Consider the following 14,593-nt stretch of genomic DNA (forward strand, 5'->3'; position numbering starts at 1 on the left):
GAACGAGAGTGTGCATCTTCATCGGATGAATACGTTAGCATCATCATCTGATGAATGCCCTGCCCTCCTCGCACCCCCTCCGCGACGGCCGCACCTCGGCCGCTCCGCTCGTCCGAGCACTCCGCGGTGACCGCCCCGAGACGACCCCGGTCTGGTTCATGCGCCAGGCCGGACGCTCGCTCCCCGAGTACCGCGAGCTGCGCGCCGGCGGCGACATGCTCGAGGCCTGCACCACCCCCGAGCTGGCCGCCGAGATCACGCTGCAGCCGGTGCGCCGGCACGGCGTCGACGCCGGCATCTTCTTCAGCGACATCGTGGTGCCCCTGCTCCTCGCCGGGGTCGACGTGCAGATCGTCGCGGGCCGCGGCCCCGTGTTCGCCGAACCGGTGCGCACCGCCGAGCAGGTCGCACGGCTCCGCGCCGAGCACGGTGCGGACCGCCTGCGCGAGCACCTGGATCCGATCCGCCGCGCCGTCGAGATCACCGTCGCCGAACTCGGATCGACCCCGCTGATCGGCTTCGCGGGCGCGCCCTTCACGCTCGCCTCCTACCTGGTCGAGGGCGGGCCGTCGCGCGACCACCTGCGCGCTCGCGCGCTCATGCACGCGGAGCCCGAGACGTGGGCGGCGCTGCTCGACTGGGCCGCCGAACTCAGCGGCGCGTTCCTCGAAGCGCAGGTGCTGGCGGGCGCGAGCGCCGTCCAGCTGTTCGACTCCTGGGCCGGATCGCTGCGCCCCGTCGACTACCGCGATTCGGTCGCGGTCCACTCGGCGAAGGCGCTCGACGCCGTGCGCCACCTGCACGCGCCGGATCCCGGCCTCGAGGGCTACGCCGCTGCCGGGGCACGGGTGCCGCGCATCCACTTCGCCGTCGGCGCCGGTCACCTGGCCGACCAGTTCGCGGGCCTCGGCGTCGACGCCGTCGGCGTCGACTGGCGCACTCCGCTCGACGAGGCCAGCCGGGCGCTGGGCGACGCGGTGGTGCTGCAGGGCAACATCGATCCGGCGTTCCTGGCGGCGCCCGCCGAGGTGCTCGACGCGCACGTCGATGACGTGATCGCCCGCGGGCGGCGCGCGCCCGCGCACGTCCTGAACCTCGGCCACGGGGTCCCGCCCGAGGCCGATCCGTCGGTGCTCACCCGGCTCGTGGAGCGGGTCCATGGGCGCTGACGACGAGGACCAACCCCTCGGCCGCGCCGCGCGACGGGCTGCGGCGTTCCCCGCTGCGGCGAACCGCGGCGCGGCGCGGCGGCCGCGCGTCGCCGTGGTCGGCGGCGGGTTCGCCGGCCTCGTCGCCGCGCGCGAGCTCGCGCTCGGCGGGGCCGAGGTCACGGTGCTCGAACGCGACGACCGGCTCGGCGGCAAGCTGCGCGGCGAGCGGATCGCGGCGTGGGGCGGCACCGATGACGGCAGCGACACCGATACCGGCACCGATACCGGCGCCGGCACCGATGCCGTGGTCGCCGATCTGGGGGCTGAGGCCTACGCCACCCGCGGCGACGGCGTCGCCGTGCTGCTGACCGAGCTCGGCATGATCGACCGGATCGAGGCGCCGCGGCAGCTGGGCTCGTGGGCCTACGACAGCGGGACCGCGTACGCGCTGCCCCCGGGTCTGCTCGGGATCCCCGCGCGGCCGTTCTCGCGCGCTGCGCGCCGGGCCCTCGGGCTCGGCGGGGCGCTGCGCGCCGCGATCGAGCCGCTGCTGCCGCGCGCGGTCGGCCGCGACGAGCGGTCCCTCGGCGGCCTCGTCGAGGCCCGCTTCGGCTCCAGGGTGCTCGACCGCCTCGTGCGCCCCGTCGCCCGCGGCGTCTACTCGACGGATCCCGAGAGCCTGCCCGTCGCGCGCGTCGCCCCCGGTCTGGCGTCGACCCTCGCGAAGGGGCGTTCGCTCACCCGGGCGGTGCGCGCGGCGAACGCGCGACGGACCTCCGCCGGCGGAGCGGTCGCCCGCGTCGGCGGCGGCATGCACCGGCTGCCCGAACGGCTCGAAGACGAACTGCGCGAGCTCGGCGTCGCGATCCGCCTCGGCGCCGAGGTCGTCGAGGTGAGCGGCGTCGACGACGGCTGGGACGTGCATCTCGCCGGCGAGACGATCCGCGTCGATGCGGTGCTGCTCGCGGTTCAGCTCCCGGGCCTCGTGCGGGATCCCGGCTTCGACGTGGAGGTCGTGCTGCTCGCCATCGAGGATCCGCGACTCGACGCGGCCCCCCGCGGCACCGGCCTGCTCGTCGCGGGGAGCGACCGCGGAGGTCCCGCCGCGAAGGCCTTGACCCACACCTCGGCGAAGTGGCGCGCCTCGGCCGAGGGGCTCGGCCCCGGCCGGCACCTCGTGCGGCTCTCCTACGGCAGCGCGGACTGGATCCCGGCCACGCGCGGGCTCGGGGACGCGGCCGTGCGCGAGCGCGCCGTCGCCGATGCGGCCGAGCTCCTGGGCGTCGAGCTGCGCGCCGGTGACGTGCGCGAGATGCACCGTGCCGTCTGGACCATGCCGCGCGCCGCTGCGCAGGACTCCGGCGTCGCCGGAGCCGCGGCGGGGACCGCGGGAACCGTCGCGGGAAGCACCGCACCCCGCGTCCCGGTCGCCCGGACCGGCGAGGCCGCCTCCGGCACGGGCCTCGCCCAGGTGATCCCGCACGCGCGCGCCGCCGCGCGCGAGCTGCTGGCCGGCCTGTCCCGGTCGGCCGAACGACCCCCCGCCCCCGGCGGATCCCCCGAACCGTCCACCCGCAGCGAGTCCCAGCAGAGGAGTCACACCCCATGAGCGCACACGAGCAGTCCGCGGCGCACCCCGCCGAGCCCGGCCCGAGCGGCTACACCCTGTTCGCGGTGTTCCGTCGCGATCCGCAGCGCCCCGCGCCCGCGGGCGCCGCCGCCGCGCAGACCGAGCTGGCCGAGCTGACGGCCGCCGGCGAGCGGCTCGCCGCCGACGGGGTCGTGCTGCGCGGGTGGTACGACGTGTCGGGTCTGCGCGCCGACGCCGACCTGATGGTCTGGCTGCACGGAGACACCGCCGAGGGGCTGCAGGCCGCCCTGCGCGTGCTGCGCCGCACGGCCGCCATCGACCGCCTGCTGCCGACGTGGAACGCGCTCGGCGTGCACCGCACCGCCGAGTTCAACCGAGCCCACGTGCCCGGCTTCCTGCGCGGCGAGTCCGCGCGCGACTGGCTCGTGCTCTACCCCTTCGTGCGCGACGCCGAGTGGTACCTGCTGCCGGACGAGGATCGCCGCCGCATGCTCGCCGACCACGGGCGCAAGGGCGCCGCGTTCCGCTCGGTCGTGGCGAACACCGTCTCGTCGTTCGCGCTGGGCGACTACGAGTGGCTCCTGCCGATGGAGTCCGATGAGCTGACCGACCTGGTCGACATGATGCGCGAGCTGCGCAACACCGACGCGCGACGCCACATGCGCGAGGAGGTCCCGTTCTTCACGGGCCGCCGAATCACCGAAACCGAAGCACTGGAGGTCCTTCGATGAGCACCGATCCCGCCCTCGCCGCCGCACCGGCCGCGTTCGACGAGCAGCCTCACGAGTACGACGCGATCCTGCTGCTCGGCTTCGGCGGCCCGGAGGGGCAGGACGACGTGATCCCGTTCCTGCGCAACGTCACCCGCGGGCGCGGGATCCCGGACGAGCGCCTCGAAGAGGTCGCGCACCACTACCGCCACTTCGGCGGGGTCAGCCCCATCAATCGGCAGAACCACGAACTGCGCGACGCGCTCGCGGCCGAGCTGGATCGCCGCGGCATCGACCTGCCGGTGCTGTGGGGCAACCGCAACTGGGATCCGACCCTCCCGGACGCGCTGCGCGAGGCGGAAGCCCACGGTTTCCGCCGGATCCTCGCGCTCGCGACGAGCGCCTACGCCTCCTACTCGGGGTGCAAGCAGTACCAGGAGAACATCGACGACGCGCTCGCCGAGACCGGTCTCGCGGGCCGCCTGACCATCGACAAGGCCCGCCCCTACTTCGACCACCCGGGCTTCATCGCGCCCTTCGTCGAAGCGCTGCGCGGCGGCATCGCCGAACTGCGCGAGAAGATCCCCGGCCTCGACCCCGCGCAGGATGTCCGGATCCTGTTCGCCACCCACTCGGTGCCGAACAGCTACACGGGCGACTTCGGGCCGCACCCCGAGGCGCTCGGCGGCGCGGGGGCGCCCGCTGATACGGTGGCGCGCTCCGGCGTCCCCGGGGCTGCCGCGGGAATTGGCGCGTACGAGGCCCAGCACCTGGCGGTGAGCGCCGCGGTGGCCGAGGCCGCCGGCGAGGGCGCGGCCTGGGATCTCGTCTACCAGTCGCGCAGCGGCCCCGCGCACCAGCCGTGGCTCGAGCCCGACATCAACGACTTCATCGCCGAGATTCCCAAGGGCAGCGCGAAGGCGATCGTCATCGTGCCCGTCGGTTTCGTGAGCGACCACATGGAGGTCCTCTGGGACCTCGACACCGAGGCCATCGAGACCGCGGGCGAGCACGGCCTCGAGGTCGTGCGCGTGCCGACCCCCGGCACCCACCCGGCATACGTGAGCGGACTCATCGACCTCGTGCTCGAGCGCCGCGACGGCACCCCCGTCGCCGAGCGCGCCTCCGAGCTCGCGCTCGGCCCCTGGTTCGACGTGTGCGGCGAGGGCTGCTGCGACACCGAGGAGCGCCAGGCCGCCGTGCGCGCGCACCGCGCCCGAGCGATGCAGGCGGCCGACGCATGACCGCACCCAGCGGGATCCTGGTCTCGCGCGAGCCCGTGCGGGCCCGCGACGGCCTGATCCGCGTCGGCACGCGCGGCAGCGCGCTCGCCGTCACCCAGACGACGGGCGTCGCCGAGCGGATCGCCGCGGCGACGGGTGCCGAGGTCGTGCTCGTGATCATCACCACTCACGGCGACACCTCGCGGGCGCCCCTCTCTCAGCTCGGCGGCACCGGCGTGTTCGTGAGCGCGCTGCGCGACGCCCTCCTCGCCGGCGAGTGCGACCTCGCCGTGCACTCGCTCAAGGACCTGCCGACCGGCCCGTGCGAAGGGATCGCGCTCGGCGCGATCCCCGAGCGCGTCGATCCCCGCGACGCGCTCTGCGCCCGCGACGGCCTGACCCTCGCGGAGCTCCCGCAGGGCGCCGACGTCGGGACCGGATCGCCGCGCCGTGCCGCGCAGCTGCTCGCGCGCCGCCCCGACCTCGCCGTGCACGACCTGCGCGGCAACGTCGACACCCGGCTCGGCCGCGTGGGCCGCGACCTCGACGCCGTGGTGCTCGCCGTCGCCGGACTCGAGCGGATCGGCCGCGGCGGATCCATCACCGAGCGCTTCCCGCTCGAGGACGCCCCGACCGCCCCCGGTCAGGGCGCCCTCGCCATCGAGGCGCGCACGGAGGACGCCGCGACGCCCGGCGCGATCGCCACGGCGCTCGCCGCCGTGGAGCACACCGATTCCCGCTGCACGGCGCTCGCCGAGCGCAGCCTGCTCGGCACGCTGGAGGCCGGCTGCGCCGCGCCGGTCGGCGCCTGGGCGCGCATCGACGAGGACGGCCGCATCGTGCTCGCCGGAGCCGTGTACCGGGTCGACGGCAGCGCGTCGCTCGTGCGCGAGAACTCGGCGCAGCTGCCCGAGGACCCGTTCGCCAGGGCCGAGACCGCCTACGCGCTCGGCGCCGCGGTCGCGCGGGCGCTGCTCGACGCGGGCGCCGCGCAGCTCGCCGACCTCGGAGCCACGCGATGATCCCCGTCCGGCGCGCACCGCTGCCCCTCACCGACCGCCGGATCCTGCTGCCGCGCGGCGGCGTCTGGGGCGAGCGCGTGGCCGCCGAGGTGCGCCGCCGCGGCGGAGTGCCGGTGACCGGCCAGCTCATCGAACTGGCCGCGCCGCACGACGGCGAGCCGCTGCGCGCCGCGGTCGAGGCGTGGAACCGCGGCGACTACGACTGGCTCGCGGTCACCTCCGCCAACGCCGCCGCCGCGCTTGTGAGCGCCGGTGCCCGCCCGCGCGCGGACTCGCGCGTCGCGGTCGTCGGCCCGAGCACGGCCGAGGCGCTGCAGCAGCACGACTTCCGCATCGCCGTGATGCCGGCCCGCAACTACTCGGGCGAGGGGCTCGCCGCGTCCATGCTCGCCGCGCTCGGCGCGGGCCCGGCCGAGGTGCTGCTGCCCGTCTCCGACCAGGCGGGCACCGGCCTGGAGGCGGCGCTGCGCGATGCCGGCCACTGGGTGTCGCGCGTCACCGCGTACCGCACGGTCGAGGTCGCGCCGGATCCGGCGCACGCCTCCACGCTCGCGGAGGGCGGTTTCGACGCCGTGCTCGTGACGAGCGGGTCCGTCGCCCGCGCGCTGGCCGCGGCCTGCGCGACGATCCCCGCGGAGACCCGCGTCGCGGCGATCGGAGGCCCGACGGCGCAGGCGCTCGTCGACGCCGGGCTGCGCGCCGACACGGTCGCCCCGATGCACACCGTCGACGGACTGCTCGACGCCCTCTCTGCCGCGTTCGCCCTCGAGCCCACGCAGCCGTTCGAATCGACCTCGCCGTTCGCGGGCCTCGCGCCCGACGGCGGCACCGCACCCGAGAAGGACCCCGATGCCCAGCTCTGACGCCCCCAGCATCCGCCCGCGCCGCCTGCGCAGCACACCGGCCATGCGCCGACTCGTCGCCGAGACCCGGCTGCACCCGGCCGAGCTCGTGCTCCCGCTCTTCGTCCGCGAGGGGATCGATGCGCCCCGCGAGCTGCAGGCCATGCCCGGTGTGCGGCAGCACACCGTCGATTCGCTGCGCCGTATCTCGGCCGAGGCCGCGGCCGCCGGCCTCGGCGGCGTGATGCTGTTCGGCGTGCCCGCGGTGCGCGACGCCCGCGGTTCCGGCATCGACGATCCCGACGGGATCCTCAACGTCGCCACCCGCGCGGTGCAGCAGGAGGTCGGCGACGCGCTCGTCGTGCAGACCGACCTCTGCCTCGACGAGTTCACCGACCACGGCCACTGCGGCGTGCTCGCGGGCGACGGATCGGTCGACAACGACGCCACGCTCGAGCGCTACCGCTCGGCCGCCGTGGCGCAGGCCGACGCCGGCGCCGCGATGCTCGGCCTCTCGGGCATGATGGACGGCCAGGTCGCCGCCGTGCGCGACGCCCTCGACGCCGCCGGGCACGCGGACACCGCGATCCTGGCCTACGCCGCGAAGTACGCGTCGGCCTTCTACGGCCCCTTCCGCGAGGCCGTCGACTCGCAGCTCACGGGGGACCGCCGCAGCTACCAGCAGGATCCCGCCAACCGCCGGGAGGGTCTGCGCGAGGCCGAGCTCGACCTCGCCGAGGGCGCCGACGTGCTCATGGTGAAGCCGGCCATGTCGTACCTCGACGTGCTCGCCGATGTCGCCGCTACGAGCCCCGTGCCGGTCTGGGCCTACCAGGTCTCGGGCGAGGCGGCGATGATCGAGGCGGCGTCCGCCAACGGCTGGATCGACCGCGAGGCGGCCATCCACGAATCCCTCATCTCGATCCGTCGTGCGGGGGCCGACGCGATCCTCAGCTACTTCGCCCTCGAGGTTGCGGAGCGACTGCGATGAACCCCACCACCGGTACCACCGGGACCGACGCCGCCACCGATCGGAGCGCGGCCCTGCAGGAGCGCGCGGCGCGCGTGATCCCCGGCGGCGTCAACTCGCCCGTGCGGGCCTTCGGCTCGGTCGGCGGCACGCCCCGCTTCCTCGTCTCGGGCACGGGCCCGTGCGTCACCGACGCCGACGGCAACGAGTACGTCGACCTCGTCGCCGCGTGGGGTCCCGCCCTGCTCGGCCACGCGCACCCGCCCGTCATCGACGCCGTGCAGCGCGCGGCGGCCGCCGGCCTGGGCTTCGGCGCCTCGGCACCGGGGGAGGCCGAGCTGGCCGAGAAGATCATCGCGCGCGTGCCCGCCGTCGAACGGCTGCGGCTCGTGTCGACCGGCACCGAGGCGACCATGACCGCGATCCGTCTGGCGCGCGGTGCCACGGGTCGACCGCTGCTCATCAAGTTCGCCGGGCACTACCACGGCCACTCCGACGGGCTCCTCGCCGAGGCGGGATCCGGGCTCGCGACGCTGTCGCTGCCGGGCTCCGCGGGCGTGACCCCCGAGACCGCCGGGCAGACCCTCGTGCTGCCCTACAACGACCTCGCGGCGCTCGAAGCGGTCTTCGCCGAGCACGGCGACCGGATCGCCGGCATCATCGCCGAGGCCGCGGCCTGCAACATGGGCGTGCTGCCGCCCGAGCCCGGCTTCACCGCCGCGATGATCGAGCTCGCGCACCGCCACGGCGCGCTCGTGATCCTCGACGAGGTGCTCACCGGGTTCCGCGCGAGCGCGGCGGGGTACTGGGGGATCGAGTCCGCGGGAGTCGCCGACGGCGTGCAGCCCGACCTCTTCACCTTCGGCAAGGTCGTGGGCGGCGGGCTGCCGCTCGCCGCGGTCGGCGGTCGCGTCGAACTGATGGAGCAACTGGCCCCGCTCGGTCCCGTCTACCAGGCGGGCACCCTCTCGGGGAACCCCGTCGCCGTGGCCGCGGGCCTCGCGACGCTGCGCGGCGCGGACGACGCGGCCTATGCGCGTCTCTCGGCGGCGTCCGAGCGCCTGTCCGGTGCGGTCGGTGCCGCGCTGAGCACGGCGGGCGTCCCGCACCGTGTGCAGCGCGCGGGCACCCTGTTCAGCGTGCTCTTCGGCGACTTCGCCGAGGCGCCGCGCACCTACGCCGAGGTGCAGCGGCAGGAGGCGTTCCGCTACCGCGCGTTCTTCCACGCCATGCTCGACGGCGGCGTGAACCTGCCCCCGAGCGCGTTCGAGGCGTGGTTCGTGACGGCCGCCCACGACGACGCTGCGCTGAGCCGCATCGAGGAGGTGCTGCCGGCCGCTGCCGCGGCCGCCGCGGCAGCCCGTCCGTAGGCGCTGTTCCGGCTCCGCCATCAGCAGGAGATCCGCGTTCAGAAGGACGAATCCACCGGTTTCGTCCTTCCGAACGCGAATCTCCTTCCGAATGAAAGCGCGCGCAACGACGACGAAGCCCGCCCGACCCCGTGAGGGGCGGGCGGGCTTCGTCGTATGCGGGGTGCCGGCGGGTCAGACCCGCGCGGCGAGCGCCTGCACGGCGCTCGTGAAGAACTTCGCGCCGTCGAGGCCCGAGCGCATCGCCTCGGGCGTATCGGGGCCGAAGCCGGCCTCGACCGCGTGTTCGGGGTGCGGCATGAGGCCGACCACGTTGCCGCGCTCGTTGGTGAGGCCCGCGATGTCGTTGAGGGAGCCGTTGGGGTTGACGCCCGCGTAGCGGAACGCGACGAGCCCCTCGCCCTCGATGCGCTTCAGCGTCTCGTCGTCGGCGATGTAGCCGCCGTCGCCGTTCTTCAGCGGGATGGTGATCTCTTCGCCCTGCTCGAACTCGCTCGTCCACGCGGTGCGCGCGTTCTCGACGATGAGCTTCTGGTCGCGGCGGATGAACTGCTGGTGCGCGTTGCGGATCAGACCGCCGGGCAGCAGGTGCGCCTCGACGAGCACCTGGAAGCCGTTGCAGATGCCGAGCACGGGCATGCCCGCCTTCGCGGCGGACACGACCTCGGTCATGATGGGCGACACCGCGGCGATGGCGCCGGGGCGCAGGTAGTCGCCGTAGCTGAAGCCGCCGGGCAGCACGATCGCGTCGACGCCCTGCAGGTCGTGATCCGCGTGCCACAGGGCGACGGGCTCGGCGCCGGCGAGGCGGATCGCGCGCTGCGCGTCGCGGTCGTCGAGCGAGCCGGGGAAGGTGACGACGCCGATGCGGGCCGACATCACTGGGCCTCGACCGCTACGGCCTCGCCGTCGACGCTGATCGCGACGACGTCCTCGATGACCGCGTTCGAGAGGATCTCGTTCGCGACGGTGCGCACCTCGGCGAGCACCTCCGCGGTGACCTCGCCGTCGACGTTCAGCTCGAAGCGCTTGCCGATGCGGACGTCGTGGAAGCGGCCGTGACCGAGGCGGTCGAGGGCTCCCGACGTGGCCTTGCCCTGCGGGTCGAGCAGCTCGGCCTTGGGCATGACATCAACAACAATCGTGGGCACCCGGGTCTCCGTCCATCGGCGCTGGCATCGAATCGGCGCGGTCGCGCTCCGGCCAGTCTACCGGCTACTCGGAGCCGCTCACCCGCACGCGGACCCGGTTGCGCCACGGGTCGAGAACGGTGAGTTCCCGGCCGTCGAACTCGCGGGCGACGCCTCGGGATCCGAGCCGCTCCGAGAGCGCCCCGATCGCGTCGGCGGTGGGCAGCTCGATGGTCACCTCGCCGAGGCCGAGCGCGGGGGACCGCTCGCCCGCGCCGCGCGACTCCCACGTGTTCATGCCGAGGTGGTGGTGGTATCCGCCGGCCGAGACGAAGAGCGCCTGGTCGCGCAGGGTCGCGGTGACGGCGAAGCCGAGGGTGTCGACGTAGAACGCGCGGGCCGAGGCGATGTCGCCGACCTTGAGGTGCACGTGGCCCACCGATGCGGGTGTGTCGGCGACCGCCAGGGATCCGGCCTCGGTGAGGTGCTCCTGCAGGTAGCGGTTCGGGTCGAGGGGGAGCGTCCCCATGGTGATCTCGCCACCGTTCGCGATGCTCCAGGTGTCACGCGGCCGGTCGACGTAGAGCTCGACGCCGTTGCCCTCGGGGTCCGCGAAGTAGAAGGCCTCCGACACGAGGTGGTCGCTGGATCCCTGGAACCGGGCGGCGTAGCCGCGGGCGACGGAGGCGACGACCGAGGCGAGCTCGGCGGCCGATTCGAAGAGGAACGCCGTGTGGTACAGCCCGGCCGCCGTCGCCGGGGCGTGCGCGAGCGCGCCGTCCTGGTCGAGCACCAGCACGGGTACGCCTCGGCGGCCGAGGATCGCGGTGCCGCGCTCCTGAGCGAGCACCTGCAGGCCCATCGCGCCGTGGTAGAAGTCGAGCATGCGGTCGAGATCGGCGACGGCGAGCGTGACCGCGCCCATCGCGGTAGCGTCGGGCAGCAGGTCGGTCTGGAGCTGGGCGGTCATGAGCGGTGCGTCGGCTTTCCGGTGGGGGCGGGGTCGGGTCGTCCTGCTGGAACGCTCCGGGTACCGCGGGCATTCCCGCAGGATCACGGCAGCACGTACGCGCCGCTCTCGCCCGGGTTGACCGCGATCTCCCAGCGGAACCCGTCGGGGTCGCGGAAGTAGCCCGAGTAGCCGCCCCACTCGCGGCGCTGCGCGGGCTGCGCGACGGCCCCGAGCGTCTCGGCGAGTGCGAGGACCGCGTCGGCCTCCGCCTCGGTAGCGACGTTGTGCGCGAGGGTGATCGGGGCGAGGCCTTCGGCCGGGGCCTCACCGATCTCGGAGGTGAAGCCTTCGACGCTCCAGAGCGACAGGATCAGGTGCGCACCGACGGGCAGCATCACCACCTCGTCGTCCTCGAAGATCGGCGTCCAGCCGAGGCCGTCGACGTAGAAGGCTCGGCTGCGTGCGACGTCCGCGACCGCGAGGGTGATGAAGCTGACCCGCTGTTCCATGCCGTCAGTGTCGCCGAGGCGATCGGGCGGCGCAAGAGCGGGCCGAAACGGGACCGCGCTCGCGATGGTCTAAGAGGTCAGGCGGTCGAGCAGCTCCTGGTAGCGCTCGCGCGTGCGCTCGACGATCTCGGAGGGCAGCACGGGCGGCACGCCCTGCTTGTCCCAGTTCGCCGCGAGCCAGTCGCGCACGATCTGCTTGTCGAAGCTGGCCAGGCGGCCGGGGCCGCCGGCGGCGTAGATCCCGCCGTCCCAGTACCGCGACGAGTCGCTCGTGAGCACCTCGTCGGCGAGCACCAGCTCGCCGGTGGCGGGGTCGATGCCGAACTCGAACTTGGTGTCGGCGAGGATCACACCGCGCTCGGCCGCGAGCTCGCGCGCCGCGGTGAAGATCGCGAGCGAGGCGTCGCGCAGCGCAGCCGCAGCCTCGGCGCCGACGAGCTCGACCGAGCGCTCGTAGGTGATGTTCTCGTCGTGCTCGCCGAGGGGCGCCTTGTAGGCGGGGGTGTAGATCGGCTCGGGCAGCAGGTCGCCGTCGGCGATCCCCGCGGGCAGCTCGATGCCGCACACCGCCCCGGTGCGGGTGTACTCGGCGTAGCCGGATCCGGTCAGCGCGCCGCGCACGACGCACTCGACGGGGTGCATCTCGAGGCGGCGGCTGACGACGGCGCGGTCGGCGACCTCGGCGGGCACCGGCGGGACGCCGTCGGTCCCGGCGGGCACGAGGTGGTTGGGCAGCTCGATCCGGTCGAACCACCAGTTCGAGAGCTCGGTGAGCAGCGCGCCCTTGCCGGGGATCTCGGGATCGAGCACGTGGTCGAACGCGCTGACCCGGTTGCTCGCCACGACGAGCAGCACGGGGGAGTCGTCGCGGGTGCGCCCCTCGGGCACGTACAGGTCGCGGACCTTGCCCGAATAGACGTGGGTCCACCCGGCGAGCTCGAGCGGTGCGGGGAGCTGGGTCACGGGATCCTCCTGGTCAGTTCGCGACGCGCGCGGCGATGTCGGTGCGGTGCTGGCCGCCCTCGAGCCCGATGCGGTCGACCGCGTCGTAGGCGCGGGCGCGGGCCGCGGCGAAGTCCTCGCCGCGCGCGACGACGCCGAGCACGCGGCCGCCGGTCGCGATCCAGCCTCCGTCGTCGGTGCGCGCGGTGGCGGCGTGCACGAGGTGCACGCCCGGCACCTCGGCAGCGGTGTCGAGCCCGGTCAGCTCGCGGCCGGTGGTCACGTCGCCCGGGTAGCCCTCGCTCGCGACCACGACGATCACGGCGGGCTCGTCGGAGAACTCGGGGGCGGGCAGCTCGGCGAGGGCGCCCTGCGCCGAGGCGAGCAGGTAGCGGCTCAGCGGCGACTCGAGGCGGGCGAGCACGACCTGCGTCTCGGGATCGCCGAAGCGCGCGTTGAATTCGATGACGCGCACGCCCTTCGACGTCACGATGAGGCCGCAGTAGAGCAGACCCGAGAACGGGGTGCCCTCGGCCTCGAGCCGGCGCACGGTGGGCAGCGCGACGGTGCGGGTGATCTCCTCGACGAACGCGTCGACCCCGCCCGGCAGCCACGGCAGCGGCGAGTAGGCGCCCATGCCGCCGGTGTTGGGACCCGCGTCGCCGTCGAAGATGCGCTTGTAATCCTGCGCCGGGGTGAGCGGCAGCACGTCGTGGCCGTCGGCGAAGAAGAAGAGCGAGACCTCCTGGCCGTCGAGGAACTCCTCGACCAGGACCTCGCCGTGCGGGGCCCAGGTGGCGACGTGATCGAGCGCGGCGGCGCGATCCTCGGTGACGAGCACGCCCTTGCCCGCGGCGAGGCCGTCGGCCTTGACCACGTAGGGGGCGCCGAACTCGTCGAGCACGGGGCCGGCCTCCTCGACCGACGCGACGCGGGCCGCGCGGCCGGTCGGCACGCCGGCCTCGTCCATGATCCGCTTCGCGAACGCCTTGGATCCCTCGAGCTGCGCGGCGGCGGCGTCGGGGCCGAACACCGGCACGCCCGCGGCGCGCAGCGGATCTGCGACGCCCGCGACGAGCGGGGCCTCGGGGCCGACCACGACGAGGTCGAAGCCGCGATCCCGCACGAACGCCGCGACGGCCTCGGGGTCGGTGTAGGCGAGCTCGGGCGTCTCGACGCCCTCCGCCGCGATCCCGGCGTTGCCGGGAGCGCAGACGATCTCGTGCTCGGCCGCTTCGGCGAGCAGGGCGCGGACGATGGCGTGTTCGCGGGCACCCGGGCCCAGCACGAGGATCTTCACCGCTCCAGAGTAGCGGGAGCCGGCTCTAGAGTGGATCGCATGGCGAAGCGCAGGATCGGGGACGGCGAGGGGCGCGCGGCCGTGCGCGCGGTGCTCGAGGGCGCGACGGACCGGGGCAATCGGGCCACGGCCGTGCGGTTCCTGCTGGAGGAGCTCGCCGAGCGGGCCCCGGGCAACGCCGTCGAGGTGCGGGTGCCGCCGTTCGGCGCCGTGCAGTGCGTCGCCGGCCCGAAGCACACGCGGGGCACGCCCCCGAGCGTGATCGAGACCGACCCCGAGACGTGGGTCGCGCTTGGAACGGGCGGACTCGCCTGGGAGGATGCGCTCGGCAGCACCCGGGTCATCGCCTCGGGCCTGCGCACCGACCTCGCGCCGCTGCTCCCGCTGATCCGGCCGACCTGGCTCGGCTGAGCGGGCCCGCCGCCGGTACCCGCCGCCCGGCGGCACCGGATCCGGTTCACAGGCGAACCTGAGACAATAGGGGTATGAGTACCGCCGATGCCGTGATCCCCGAGTCCGCCGACTCGGCCCAGTCGACCGCGCCCGAGGGCGCCGAGGCGGCCGTCCCGGCCGCGGTCGCCACGGTCACCGAGGTCGAGGTGGGCGTGCGCCGCTCGGTGCGCTACGGCCGCGTCGTCGTCGGTTTCGCGATCCTGGGCGGCCTGGTGAGCGCGATCGCCTGCCTGTTCCTCCCCATCCAGAACAACCCCGCGGTGGGCGAGTACTCGATGGTGCAGGTCGCCGGGTTCACCGGCATGATCGGCGCTGGCATCGGCCTGATGCTCGGCGGGATCCTGGCCGTCATCCTCGGCGCCGTCGCACGTCGGCGAACCGGTTCTGCCACGGCAGAGCTGACTGACGTACGATAGACACAGACCTCG

At 74.4% G+C, this 14,593-nt stretch carries 16 protein-coding genes; 10 read left to right on the forward strand and 6 right to left on the reverse strand.

All coding sequences use genetic code 11. From position 1 onward, the window contains the following. Positions 1 to 50: 50 nt before the first annotated feature. The 8 genes from hemE to ABD169_RS04340 are packed head-to-tail and all read left to right on the forward strand — an operon-like array spanning position 51 to position 8,879. A complete protein-coding gene (gene hemE, locus ABD169_RS04305; protein ID WP_046456052.1) occupies positions 51 to 1,169 on the forward strand; it encodes a uroporphyrinogen decarboxylase in 1,119 nt (372 codons plus the stop codon). Further along, the gene (locus tag ABD169_RS04310; RefSeq protein WP_344029751.1) at positions 1,159 to 2,760 is read left to right on the forward strand and encodes a protoporphyrinogen/coproporphyrinogen oxidase; all 1,602 of its coding nucleotides are present in this window, start codon (positions 1,159 to 1,161) and stop codon (positions 2,758 to 2,760) included. The genes hemE and ABD169_RS04310 overlap by 11 nt, the downstream gene beginning before the upstream one ends. Continuing rightward, positions 2,757 to 3,473, forward strand: a complete 717-nt coding sequence (gene hemQ / locus ABD169_RS04315) for a hydrogen peroxide-dependent heme synthase (RefSeq protein WP_344029754.1) — start codon at positions 2,757 to 2,759, stop codon at positions 3,471 to 3,473. The genes ABD169_RS04310 and hemQ overlap by 4 nt, the downstream gene beginning before the upstream one ends. After that, positions 3,470 to 4,696 (forward strand): ferrochelatase, encoded by a 1,227-nt coding sequence (locus ABD169_RS04320; protein ID WP_344029757.1) that lies wholly within the window; start codon positions 3,470 to 3,472, stop codon positions 4,694 to 4,696. The genes hemQ and ABD169_RS04320 overlap by 4 nt, the downstream gene beginning before the upstream one ends. Continuing rightward, the gene (hemC, locus tag ABD169_RS04325; RefSeq protein WP_344029760.1) at positions 4,693 to 5,697 is read left to right on the forward strand and encodes a hydroxymethylbilane synthase; all 1,005 of its coding nucleotides are present in this window, start codon (positions 4,693 to 4,695) and stop codon (positions 5,695 to 5,697) included. The genes ABD169_RS04320 and hemC overlap by 4 nt, the downstream gene beginning before the upstream one ends. Next, the gene (locus ABD169_RS04330) at positions 5,694 to 6,560 is read left to right on the forward strand and encodes a uroporphyrinogen-III synthase (RefSeq protein ID WP_344029763.1); all 867 of its coding nucleotides are present in this window, start codon (positions 5,694 to 5,696) and stop codon (positions 6,558 to 6,560) included. The genes hemC and ABD169_RS04330 overlap by 4 nt, the downstream gene beginning before the upstream one ends. Further along, the gene (hemB, locus tag ABD169_RS04335) at positions 6,547 to 7,530 is read left to right on the forward strand and encodes a porphobilinogen synthase (protein ID WP_344029766.1); all 984 of its coding nucleotides are present in this window, start codon (positions 6,547 to 6,549) and stop codon (positions 7,528 to 7,530) included. Before ABD169_RS04330 ends, hemB begins: the two co-directional genes overlap by 14 nt. Then, entirely contained in the window at positions 7,527 to 8,879 is a 1,353-nt protein-coding gene (locus ABD169_RS04340) for a glutamate-1-semialdehyde 2,1-aminomutase (RefSeq protein ID WP_344029770.1), read from the forward strand. The genes hemB and ABD169_RS04340 overlap by 4 nt, the downstream gene beginning before the upstream one ends. Positions 8,880 to 9,053: 174 nt before the next feature. Here ABD169_RS04340 and purQ read toward each other — a convergent pair whose 3' ends face one another. From purQ to purD, 6 genes are all read right to left on the reverse strand, one after another. Next, positions 9,054 to 9,758: a phosphoribosylformylglycinamidine synthase subunit PurQ gene (gene purQ / locus ABD169_RS04345; RefSeq protein ID WP_344029773.1), complete on the reverse strand. Its 705-nt coding sequence runs from the start codon at positions 9,756 to 9,758 to the stop codon at positions 9,054 to 9,056. Then, positions 9,758 to 10,030: a phosphoribosylformylglycinamidine synthase subunit PurS gene (gene purS, locus ABD169_RS04350; RefSeq protein WP_046456045.1), complete on the reverse strand. Its 273-nt coding sequence runs from the start codon at positions 10,028 to 10,030 to the stop codon at positions 9,758 to 9,760. The genes purQ and purS overlap by 1 nt, the downstream gene beginning before the upstream one ends. Positions 10,031 to 10,094: 64 nt before the next feature. Beyond that, positions 10,095 to 10,979 (reverse strand): VOC family protein, encoded by an 885-nt coding sequence (locus ABD169_RS04355; RefSeq protein WP_046456044.1) that lies wholly within the window; start codon positions 10,977 to 10,979, stop codon positions 10,095 to 10,097. An 83-nt stretch (positions 10,980 to 11,062) separates the two neighbouring features. After that, positions 11,063 to 11,470, reverse strand: a complete 408-nt coding sequence (locus tag ABD169_RS04360) for a VOC family protein (RefSeq protein ID WP_344029778.1) — start codon at positions 11,468 to 11,470, stop codon at positions 11,063 to 11,065. A gap of 69 nt (positions 11,471 to 11,539) precedes the next feature. Further along, positions 11,540 to 12,433 (reverse strand): phosphoribosylaminoimidazolesuccinocarboxamide synthase, encoded by an 894-nt coding sequence (locus ABD169_RS04365; protein ID WP_344029781.1) that lies wholly within the window; start codon positions 12,431 to 12,433, stop codon positions 11,540 to 11,542. A gap of 13 nt (positions 12,434 to 12,446) precedes the next feature. Further along, positions 12,447 to 13,712, reverse strand: coding sequence for a phosphoribosylamine--glycine ligase (gene purD, locus ABD169_RS04370; RefSeq protein ID WP_344029784.1), 1,266 nt, complete (start codon positions 13,710 to 13,712; stop codon positions 12,447 to 12,449). Positions 13,713 to 13,751: 39 nt separating this feature from the next. Here purD and ABD169_RS04375 point away from each other — a divergent pair, with 39 nt between their 5' ends. Both ABD169_RS04375 and ABD169_RS04380 read left to right on the forward strand, forming a co-directional pair. Next, the gene (locus ABD169_RS04375; RefSeq protein WP_046456040.1) at positions 13,752 to 14,123 is read left to right on the forward strand and encodes a sterol carrier family protein; all 372 of its coding nucleotides are present in this window, start codon (positions 13,752 to 13,754) and stop codon (positions 14,121 to 14,123) included. Positions 14,124 to 14,197: 74 nt separating this feature from the next. Beyond that, positions 14,198 to 14,581, forward strand: a complete 384-nt coding sequence (locus ABD169_RS04380) for a hypothetical protein (RefSeq protein WP_046456039.1) — start codon at positions 14,198 to 14,200, stop codon at positions 14,579 to 14,581. Positions 14,582 to 14,593 lie beyond the last annotated feature (12 nt).

The sequence above is a fragment of the Leucobacter iarius genome (assembly GCF_039530105.1).
In the GTDB taxonomy this organism is placed as follows: Bacteria; Actinomycetota; Actinomycetes; order Actinomycetales; family Microbacteriaceae; genus Leucobacter; species Leucobacter iarius.

Coding starts and splice junctions, on each gene's coding strand:
- hemE (WP_046456052.1), top strand. CDS start 51: ATGAATGCCCTGCCCTCCTCGCACCCCCTCCGCGACGGCCGCACCTCG.
- ABD169_RS04310 (WP_344029751.1), top strand. CDS start 1,159: ATGGGCGCTGACGACGAGGACCAACCCCTCGGCCGCGCCGCGCGACGG.
- hemQ (WP_344029754.1), top strand. CDS start 2,757: ATGAGCGCACACGAGCAGTCCGCGGCGCACCCCGCCGAGCCCGGCCCG.
- ABD169_RS04320 (WP_344029757.1), top strand. CDS start 3,470: ATGAGCACCGATCCCGCCCTCGCCGCCGCACCGGCCGCGTTCGACGAG.
- hemC (WP_344029760.1), top strand. CDS start 4,693: ATGACCGCACCCAGCGGGATCCTGGTCTCGCGCGAGCCCGTGCGGGCC.
- ABD169_RS04330 (WP_344029763.1), top strand. CDS start 5,694: ATGATCCCCGTCCGGCGCGCACCGCTGCCCCTCACCGACCGCCGGATC.
- hemB (WP_344029766.1), top strand. CDS start 6,547: ATGCCCAGCTCTGACGCCCCCAGCATCCGCCCGCGCCGCCTGCGCAGC.
- ABD169_RS04340 (WP_344029770.1), top strand. CDS start 7,527: ATGAACCCCACCACCGGTACCACCGGGACCGACGCCGCCACCGATCGG.
- purQ (WP_344029773.1), bottom strand. CDS start 9,758: ATGTCGGCCCGCATCGGCGTCGTCACCTTCCCCGGCTCGCTCGACGAC.
- ABD169_RS04355 (WP_046456044.1), bottom strand. CDS start 10,979: ATGACCGCCCAGCTCCAGACCGACCTGCTGCCCGACGCTACCGCGATG.
- ABD169_RS04360 (WP_344029778.1), bottom strand. CDS start 11,470: ATGGAACAGCGGGTCAGCTTCATCACCCTCGCGGTCGCGGACGTCGCA.
- ABD169_RS04375 (WP_046456040.1), top strand. CDS start 13,752: ATGGCGAAGCGCAGGATCGGGGACGGCGAGGGGCGCGCGGCCGTGCGC.
- ABD169_RS04380 (WP_046456039.1), top strand. CDS start 14,198: ATGAGTACCGCCGATGCCGTGATCCCCGAGTCCGCCGACTCGGCCCAG.